Annotated in this window: 8 protein-coding genes; 2 read left to right on the forward strand and 6 right to left on the reverse strand. The window is 53.4% G+C overall.

Features of this window, described 5'->3' with window-relative positions; translation table 11 throughout:
* Positions 1 to 70: 70 nt before the first annotated feature.
* The 5 genes from Q1K23_RS00270 to rplI all read right to left on the reverse strand — a co-directional run bounded on the left by Q1K23_RS00270 (position 71) and on the right by rplI (position 4,974).
* A complete protein-coding gene (locus tag Q1K23_RS00270) occupies positions 71 to 1,594 on the reverse strand; it encodes a hypothetical protein (RefSeq protein WP_300360893.1) in 1,524 nt (507 codons plus the stop codon).
* Positions 1,595 to 1,763: 169 nt separating this feature from the next.
* Entirely contained in the window at positions 1,764 to 2,669 is a 906-nt protein-coding gene (gene era, locus Q1K23_RS00275; protein ID WP_300360895.1) for a GTPase Era, read from the reverse strand.
* On the reverse strand, positions 2,650 to 3,969 hold the full coding sequence (gene hslU / locus Q1K23_RS00280) for an HslU--HslV peptidase ATPase subunit (RefSeq protein WP_300361016.1): 1,320 nt from the start codon (positions 3,967 to 3,969) through the stop codon (positions 2,650 to 2,652). The genes era and hslU overlap by 20 nt, the downstream gene beginning before the upstream one ends.
* A gap of 20 nt (positions 3,970 to 3,989) precedes the next feature.
* The gene (gene hslV, locus Q1K23_RS00285) at positions 3,990 to 4,526 is read right to left on the reverse strand and encodes an ATP-dependent protease subunit HslV (RefSeq protein WP_300360897.1); all 537 of its coding nucleotides are present in this window, start codon (positions 4,524 to 4,526) and stop codon (positions 3,990 to 3,992) included.
* Between the two features lie 4 nt (positions 4,527 to 4,530).
* On the reverse strand, positions 4,531 to 4,974 hold the full coding sequence (gene rplI / locus Q1K23_RS00290) for a 50S ribosomal protein L9 (protein WP_300360899.1): 444 nt from the start codon (positions 4,972 to 4,974) through the stop codon (positions 4,531 to 4,533).
* A 93-nt stretch (positions 4,975 to 5,067) separates the two neighbouring features.
* Between rplI and Q1K23_RS00295 the strand changes: the two genes are divergently transcribed.
* Together Q1K23_RS00295 and Q1K23_RS00300 are read left to right on the forward strand one after the other, a co-directional pair.
* Positions 5,068 to 7,020, forward strand: a complete 1,953-nt coding sequence (locus tag Q1K23_RS00295) for a M3 family metallopeptidase (protein ID WP_300360902.1) — start codon at positions 5,068 to 5,070, stop codon at positions 7,018 to 7,020.
* On the forward strand, positions 7,017 to 7,322 hold the full coding sequence (locus Q1K23_RS00300; RefSeq protein ID WP_300360905.1) for a hypothetical protein: 306 nt from the start codon (positions 7,017 to 7,019) through the stop codon (positions 7,320 to 7,322). The genes Q1K23_RS00295 and Q1K23_RS00300 overlap by 4 nt, the downstream gene beginning before the upstream one ends.
* Here Q1K23_RS00300 and nhaA read toward each other — a convergent pair.
* Complete coding sequence (gene nhaA, locus Q1K23_RS00305) at positions 7,319 to 8,494, reverse strand: Na+/H+ antiporter NhaA (protein ID WP_300360907.1); 1,176 nt, start codon at positions 8,492 to 8,494, stop codon at positions 7,319 to 7,321. The two genes, Q1K23_RS00300 and nhaA, sit on opposite strands and share 4 nt — an antisense overlap.
* Between the last annotated feature and the right edge of the window lie 288 nt (positions 8,495 to 8,782).

Here is an 8,782-nt window from a genome sequence, read left to right on the forward strand (position 1 = left end):
AGATAGAACTCACTCTCTTTCTTCTCTTCGAAATAGTTGTCCAGCTTTTCCAGCAGATCTTCAATGATTTTCATAATACTGTCACCTTTAAATCGCCTTGATAGATACCGGTTTTTTCATCTTTGTAGATTTTTTCGATATCCGTATGGATTTTCCTCTCATACTTATCGGTCAGATATTTGATGAATTGCGTGATCTTCTTTTCGCTCGTCGAGTAGAGCGACAACGTAAAGGAGTTGTCCTCGTCGATGATTTTCGTCACCTTTACGTTGAACTTGCTCATGTCGTTGCCGAAACTGACGATGGTTTTGGCTTTCATTGGATAGTTGACTTTTTTGTCGTAAATGGCGGAAAGGATCTTCTTTTTCTTCTCGAAAAGATCTTTTTCCGCTTTGATTTTCGCCAGAACATCTTTCTTTTTCGCTTCCAACGAACTGATCTCCCTCTTGATCGAGGTGACCAGTTCGTTGAGCTGTTTCTCCTCTTTCGTCAGTTTTTCGTTGACGATTTTGACATAGGTGTCGTAGGTATAGTTGTAAACGGGAAGCGAGAGAGCCAGCACGACCGTCGCGATCGTGGTGATGATGAACTGACCGCTTCTTCTGGCGACGAACGGCGGAGGGCGGAAGAAGAGTGTGAAGTTGGGACTCTCCTCGCCTTCGATATCTTTGATCGCTTCGAGAACGCTGAGATAGTGGAACTGGTCGATATACCACTCCCCCTTCTCCATTTCGTAGTCGAAGTCGAAATCGTTGGATTCGATACCCAGATAGGTGTGGGCGTATTCGTTGAGCCCGAGGATCGGTCCGCTCTCCGAGCCGGCATAGAACATATCGATCTTTTCGATATCGAAGGCTCTTTTCGCGTAGATCAGGATATCGTTGACATAGAGGAAGATTTCGCTGAAGAGCTTCATCAGCTGGTCTTGGTAGTCGAAATTCGACGTTTTCAGACCTTCGTTCTGAAGCATGTCGTAGAACGCCTCTTCGTCGACTCTCTCTCCGTAGAGTTCGCAGAAACGTTCGTAGATGTTTTCAAACGAGTATTTCAGAGATTTCGAGTAGAGGTATTCTCCGTCTTTGAAAAGGGCGAGAAAGGCATCCTCTTTCTGGAAGTAAAGAAATCCGTGCACACCGTAGGCATCGAGGATGTCTTTTTCGTAAATGTTCTGGATCAGATAGGGTTTGGGATAGATGTAGTCGATATATTTGACCTGTTCTCTGACCGAATCGAAGGTTTCGTGCAGAACCTCCGGTTCGGCTACGAAAACGTGAAAATAGCGGAGTTTGTCGGTCTTGCGTTCCGGTGCCTCGATGAATCGGATCACATATTCGACGGCCTGGTCCAGTCCCAGATCGTCGTACGCTTTCAGTTCGATGGCGTCCTGAAGATCTTCGGGCGGAATATTGACGCTGATTTCGATGAGAGAGGAGATGAAATCTTTGGCGTCGAGTGTGGATACGACGAAATTTCTTTTGTCGTATGACAGCTTTTCGATTTTTTGCAATGCATTGTTCTGAAACTGGTAATATTCGTTTTTGTATGCATTGATCGAAATGATTTTCTGAAGATTCGGATTTCCCTGATCTACCATGGTCTGCGATCTTGTGAACATTGAGAGCCTCTTTTTAAGTCAATCGTTATAACTTGATATTTATTCTAACCCAGTAAAACTTAAATATAAATTCGCGTTTTACGCAGCGGATTAGGTATCCCTGTTTAAGTATCGGCAAAATCCGGATATTTGTGTACACCTCCCGGCTCTATTCGAAGCTGTAACCGATCTCCGAAAGCGATTTCTTGTTTTTCGACCAACCGCTCTTGACCGAAACGAAAAGCTCGAGAAAGATCTTTTTTCCCGCGAAGCGTTCCATCTTCAGCCGGGCGTCCCTGCCGATCCGCTTGATCGTCGATCCGCCTTTGCCGACGAGGATCATCTTCTGGCTCTTCTTTTCGGTGATGATCGTCGCCTGGACTCTGTCCAGGTTCGGGAGCTCCTCGATCTTCTCGATGATGACGTCCGTTTCGTAGGGGATCTCGTCGCTGAGATTGTCGAAAATCGACTCGCGGATCATCTCTTTGTAGATCTCACGGATATTCGTCGTCGTCATCAGTTCCGGATCGTAGAGCCAGGGAGAGCAGGGCAGGTGGGTTGTGATCTCGTCCAGCAGCCGCTCCCTGCCTATCTCCTTCGTGACCGATACGGGAACCAGGGCCAGAAAGTTCTCCTGATATTTCTGGTACTCCGCGATCTTCTTGAGCAGCTTCTCCTGGCTCACTTCGTCGATCTTCGTCAAGACCACGATGTGCGGCCGGTTTTTCGCATTGAGCTTGAGAAACTTTTCGTAATGCTCCAACCGGTCTTTGGCCGGCGCGAGAAAAAGAACGAGGTCACAGTCGCCGATCGCCTTGATCGCTTCGGAGAGCATGAACTGGTTGAGCAGCCTCTCCTTTTCGTGGATGCCGGGCGTATCGACGAAGATGATCTGGGCGTTGTCGTGCATGACGATGATGTTCATGCGCTTTCTGGTGGCCTGTGCCTTTTTGCTCACCATCGCGAGTTTTTCGCCCACCAGCCAGTTCAAAAGCGTGCTCTTTCCGGCGTTGGGACGGCCGACGACGGCGACGAAACCCGCTTTTGTCGGGCACTCAGAGGATGTAGCGCGCAATATCTTCGTCCTCTACGATGGAATCGAGTTTACCGTGTACATAATCGGCCGTAATCGTGAATGTTTTGCCTTCGTACTCGTCCGCCTCGAAACTGATCTCCTCCAGGACCTTTTCGATGACCGTATGCAGACGTCTGGCGCCGATATCTTCGGTGCGTTCGTTGGCCTGGAAGCTGAGCCGTGCGATCGCCTTGAGAGCCTCGTCTTCGAAAACCAGTTCCATCCCTTCGACACTCAGCAGTGCCTGGTATTGTTTGATCAGGGAGTTTTTCGGTTTGGTGAGGATTTCGTAGAGCGCCTCTTCGGTGAGGCTGTCGAGCTCCACCCGCAGGGGAAAGCGTCCCTGCAGTTCGGGTATCAGGTCGCTGGGTTTGCTCACATGGAAGGCACCTGCGGCGATGAAAAGGATGTGGTCGGTATCTACAGGTCCCCATTTGGTATTGACGGTGCTGCCCTCGACGATCGGCAACAGATCGCGTTGGACCCCCTCTTTGCTGGGATCCTGGCGTCCGCTGTTCTGGCTGGAGACGGCGATCTTGTCGATCTCGTCGAGAAAGATGATTCCTCCCTCCTGGGCGCGTCTGAGAGCCTCCTGTTTGATCTGCTCCTCGTCCAGAAGCCTCTCGCTGGCGGCCTGGCGCAGAATGTTTCTGGCCTCCTTGACCGTGACCTCCTTCTTGTTTTCACGGCCCAGCGAACCGAAGACTTTGGCCAGAGACTCCTGGACCTTGCTCATCTCCGGCGGCATGCCGCTGTCGGCCATCTCGAATTTCGGAGAGGGCATCTCCACCTCGATCTTCAGGTTGTCCAGCTCCCCTTTTTTGAGCTTTTCCCGCATCCGTTCGAAACTGCTTCGGTATTCGGCCTGTTTGTTCTCCGGCGCGTTTTTGGGAAGGGGCGGCAGGAGTTTTTCGATGATCATCTTCTCGACATACTCGTCGATCTCGCCGGACTTGAGTTCTTTTTGCTCCTGGGTGACCAGGTTGACGGAGGTGGCGACCAGGTCGCGGATCATCGACTCGACGTCGCGGCCCACGAAGCCGACTTCGGTGTATTTGCTCGCTTCGACCTTGACGAAGGGAAAGCCCATCATCTTGGCCAGGCGTCGCGCGATCTCGGTCTTTCCGACCCCCGTCGATCCGATCATCAGGATGTTTTTGGGCATGATCTCGTCCTGGATCTCTTTGGGCAGGCGCATCCGCCGGAAGCGGTTGCGAAGCGCCACGGCGATCGTCTTTTTCGCTTTCTCCTGGCCGATGACGTAGTTGTCCAGGTAGGCGACGATCTCTTTGGGTGTCATGGTGTTGGCGTCGTTTCGGTTCATTTCTTCAGTTCCAGTGTCTTGATGTTGTGGTTGGTGTAGATGCACAGATCCGCGGCGATGTGGAGGCTCTCCTCGATCAGGGCCTTGGGATCCATGTCGGCGTGTCTGGCCAGGGCGCGCGCCGCGGAGATGGCGAAGTTGCCGCCGCTTCCGATGGCGGCGATGCGGCCGTCTTCGGGCTCGACGACGTCGCCGGTGCCGCTGAGAATGAAGATGTGGTCGTTGTTGAGCACGATCATCATCGCCTCCAGCCTGCGCAGCACCTTGTCCTTGCGCCACGCTTTGGAGAAGTCGATCACCGCTTTGAGCAGGTCGCCCTTGCGGCTCTGCAGGAATCCCTCGAACATGTCGAAAAGGTTGAAGGCATCGGCGGTGCTTCCAGCGAATCCGGCCAGCACCTGGCCGTTGTAGAGGGTTCGGATCTTCGTGGCGTTGCCTTTGAGGACGGCGTTGCCGAAGGTCACCTGTCCGTCGCCGCCGATGACGGCGTAGTCGTCGGCCCGATAGGCCAGTATGGTCGTCGCTTCGAACATCGGCTTACTCTCCGGCCACTTCGAATTTCAGTTTGGCGTGGATGCCGTGACCCAGCTTCACGTCGGCTTCGTACTCGCCCGTGGCCTTGATGGCGTGGTCGAGATGGATGTGCTTCTTGTCCACCTCCAGTCCCATCTCCTTCAGGGCGTCGGCGACGTCGTGGTTGGTGATGGCGCCAAAGAGCGATCCGTTGGCCCCAAGCTTCTTTCTGATCACCGGATGTACACTTTCGAGTCTCTTTTTCAGCTCTTCCAGGCGTGCGATCTCCGCGGCTTCCTCCTCCGCTTTGCGTTTCTGCTCCGCCTGCCACTCGGCGATCACTTCGTCGGTGGCCACTTTGGCGAAGCCTTTGGCGACCAGGAAGTTTTTTCCGTAACCGTCCTTGACCTCTTTGATCTCTCCCGCTTTTCCCAGACTTTTCACATCTTTTATCAACAATACTTTCATCTTTTCGACTCCTCGGAACAATTTGGGGTGATTATATCGAAAATAGCGTAATTCGGATATAATTCCGAAAAAATCAGAAGAAGAGAGTAGAGTATGTTCGCATCCTTTGAAACACCCGACTACGAACGTTTCGCCGACGAGCTGAAAAGGCTGCTTGAGGAGAACGAAGCCGCAATCGGCGAGCTTTTGAAAAGTCCTGAAAAATCCTATGGGAATTTCGTCCGTCCCTACATGGAGACCTTCGAAAAGGTCGATCTCTTTTTCACGCCGCTTTCGCATCTCAACAGCGTGGAAAACTCCGAAAAGACTCAGAAGGCCTACGAAGCCTCGCTGCCGTTGCTTTCGCACTACCACACCAGACTTTCGCAAAACAGGGAACTCTTCGAGGTTTTCTCGCAGATAACAGGGGAAGATACGGCCCAGAAAGAGGTCGTGCGTCTGGAGCTGCGCGATTTCAGGCTATCGGGTGTCGATCTGCCCGAAAAGGAGAAGAAGCGCCTCGAGGAGATCGATCTGAAGCTCAGTGAGCTTTCCAACCGTTTCTCCCAGAATCTTCTGGACGCCACCAACGCCTACGAACTGATCGTCGAGGATCCGAAAGACGTGGAGGGAATCCCCGAAAGCGACCTGGAGCTGGCGAGGGAGGAGAGAGACGGGAAAACGGTCTGGAGATTCACGCTGCAGATCCCCAGCTACATGGCCTACATGAGTTACGGCCCCAACAGGGCCCTGAGAGAAGAGCTCTACAGAGCCTACGTGACCCGTGCACCCCAAAACGCGGAGGTGATCGACGAGATTCTGAGGCTCAGAGACGAAAAGGCCAAAATCCTCGGATTCGACCACTTCAGCGAACTTTCGCTGGCCACCAAGATGGCACCCGACGACGACGCGGTCGTCGGATTTCTCGAGGAGCTCGCCGAGGCCTCTCTCGAACATGTGGATAACGAGGTCGAAAAACTGAGGGAGATGGCGAAAGAGGATGGAATCGAAGAGCTTCAGAGTTACGACGTAGCCTACTACAGTGAAAAACTCAAAAGGGCCGAGCTCGATTTCGACGACGAGACGACCCGTCCCTATTTCGAGCAGGATAGGGTATTGCAGGGACTCCTCGACTTCGTCGCGGAACTCTTCGGCATCTCTTTTGTGGAAACGAAGGTGCCGGTATGGAACGAGAAGGTGAGAGTTTTCGATCTGCAGGAGGATGGAGAGAGTTTCGCACGCATCTATTTCGACCTCGAGGCACGAAAGAACAAGCGGGGCGGGGCATGGATGAACGACTGGCAGACCCACCACGAAGACGAAAAGGGCAGAGAACATCCCGCTTCGGCATTCGTCGTGTGCAACTTTCCGCCTTCGACGAAGGAGGTCCCTTCGCTGCTTCGCCACGACGATGTCGTGACGCTCTTTCACGAGATGGGACACGCCATCCACCACCTCTTCAGCAGGGTGAAGGAGCGGTTCGTCAGCGGCATCCACGGCGTCGCCTGGGACGTGGTGGAGTTTCCTTCCCAGTTTCTGGAAAATTTCGCCTACGAGAAGGATGTGCTCGACCGTTTCGCGCGACATCATGAAACCGGCGAACCGCTGCCCGCCGACCTCGCCGAAAAGATCAAACGGAGCAAAAACTTCCTGGCGGCGATGGGTATGCTGCGCCAGATCGAGTTCGCCCTCTTCGATTTCAAACTGCACCAGAGACTCTACCAGGGCGAAGAGGTCCAGAAGCTGCTCGATTCACTGCGCGAGAGGCTTTCACCCGTCAAACCTCCGAGCTACAACCGCTTCCAGTGGGGCTTCGCCCATATTTTCGGAGGAGGGTATGCCGCCGGGTACTACAGCTACAAGTGGGCCGAAGTGTTGAGCGCCGACGCCTTCTTCGCCTGTTACGAGAGGGGACGCATCGAGAAAGAGATGACCGACGGCTACAGGCGACATATCCTGGAAAAGGGCGCCAGCGAGCCGATGGACAGGCTCTATCGCGCCTGGCTGGGCCGTGATCCCGACCCCAAAGCCCTGTTGCGCCTCTACGGGCTGACGGAGGCGTCATGAGCAGTCTGGAGTTCTGGGGATACGTGCTGGTGATCGGGTCGATTCTGACCTATATCTGCTGGGGTTTCGTCTTCGCGATTCAGGGACTGCTGCTTTTGCATGGGCGCCCCGAAGCGGTGGCCTGGCTGAAAAAGCGTTACACGATCCGAAGTTTCATGCGCGAACTCTATATCTTCGCGCCGATGCTCTTCATATTTCACTTTCTTCTCGAAGTGGTGCCCAGGCTGATCGGACTCGACGACGCTGTCATCCGTTTCAGTATGGCCGATCTGATCGAACGGGCGGAGGAGGCGCTTCGCTAATCCTTCCTTTCTTTGCCCGCCACCCACAGAAGCACGGCATATCCCAAAATCCCCGAGAGGAACGATCCGATCAGTATCCCCATTCTCTCATCCACCAGAGGGATGCAGGAGAGTCCCGAACATTCGAATGCCAAAGAACCGATGAAAAGACTCATCGTGAACCCCACGCCTCCCAGAACCGAAAGACCGTAGAGGTGTTTCCAGTTGACACCTTTGGGCAGCGAGCCCAGCTTCAGGAAGATGGCCAGATAGCTGAACGCGAAGATTCCGATCTGTTTGCCCAGGAAAAGCCCCAGAGTGATACCGACGGTGACCGAGTCGATGAACTCTTTCGCCGAAACGTTGGAGAAGTTGATACCGGTATTGACGAATGCGAAAAGGGGGAGGATCACGTGGTTGACGGGACCGTGGAGAGAGTGTTCCAGGGCGTGGAAGCTGGCCTTGTTGTTTTTGATAGGGATGAAGAGGCCCAGGATCACACCCGCCAGCGTCGCGTGGACGCCCGATTTGAGCATGGCGACCCACATCACGATACCGACGAGTACGTAGGCGGTGTTGTTGACGATGCCCTGGCGGTTCATCATGAAGAGGATGAAAACGGTCGTCGCGACGATGCCCAGAGCCAGATGGGAGAGCCCCGAGGTGTAGAAGAGGGCGATGATGACGATGGCGCCAAGGTCGTCGATGATAGCCAATGTCAGCAGAAAGAGTTTCAGGACGGGCGGAACTCTGTTGCCCAGAAGCGAGAGAATCCCCAGGGCGAAGGCGATATCGGTGGCGGTGGGGATGGCCCATCCCTGCATGGCGGCCGGATTGTCGGCATTGAAAAAGGTATAGATGAGTGCGGGAACGGCCATGCCTCCGAAGGCTGCGAAAGCCGGTACGGCGATCTTTTTGGGGTCACGAAGCTCTCCCTCGACCACTTCCCGCTTGATCTCCAGACCCACCATGAAAAAGAAGATCGCCATGAGACCGTCGTTGATCCAAAGAAGCAGCGGTTTCGCGATGGTCAGGGTGCCGATACTGACAACCACCGGAATTTCGGTGAAGGCGTCGTAATAGGCTTTGAGCGGGGAGTTGGCGACGATCATGGCGGCGATCGTCATCAGCATCAGCAGAATGCCGGTGGATGACTCTTTTTTGAAAAAGCCCAGTAGGCTGTCTTTGAGCATATCGACTTCCTGATTTTTTGGAAAGATTATACCCTATTCGTCTCTGTCGAATTTCTTTTGATAATAGAGGGTGAAAACGATGACCACAGCGGTCACGAAGATGACGGAGAGGAGTTCCCAGAGGAATTCGTTGAGATTCATTGATATGCTTTAATATGAGTATGGTTTAGGTAAAAACGGGTCATTAAAAAAGCTTTGACCGATGTTTTCGGGGGTTCACGCTTCACTTTTTTCACGACATTGCTTCTTCCGCAATTTGGCATGGCCTTCGGCTGTTGCCGAAGAACC

It is taken from the genome of Hydrogenimonas sp. (assembly GCF_029933015.1).
Taxonomy (GTDB): domain Bacteria; phylum Campylobacterota; class Campylobacteria; order Campylobacterales; family Hydrogenimonadaceae; genus Hydrogenimonas.

Excerpts from the sequence above, each read along its gene's own strand:
- Q1K23_RS00270 (WP_300360893.1), bottom strand. The coding sequence starts at position 1,594 with ATGGTAGATCAGGGAAATCCGAATCTTCAGAAAATCATTTCGATCAAT.
- Q1K23_RS00295 (WP_300360902.1), top strand. The coding sequence starts at position 5,068 with ATGTTCGCATCCTTTGAAACACCCGACTACGAACGTTTCGCCGACGAG.
- hslV (WP_300360897.1), bottom strand. The coding sequence starts at position 4,526 with ATGTTCGAAGCGACGACCATACTGGCCTATCGGGCCGACGACTACGCC.
- hslU (WP_300361016.1), bottom strand. The coding sequence starts at position 3,969 with ATGACACCCAAAGAGATCGTCGCCTACCTGGACAACTACGTCATCGGC.
- rplI (WP_300360899.1), bottom strand. The coding sequence starts at position 4,974 with ATGAAAGTATTGTTGATAAAAGATGTGAAAAGTCTGGGAAAAGCGGGA.
- nhaA (WP_300360907.1), bottom strand. The coding sequence starts at position 8,494 with ATGCTCAAAGACAGCCTACTGGGCTTTTTCAAAAAAGAGTCATCCACC.
- Q1K23_RS00300 (WP_300360905.1), top strand. The coding sequence starts at position 7,017 with ATGAGCAGTCTGGAGTTCTGGGGATACGTGCTGGTGATCGGGTCGATT.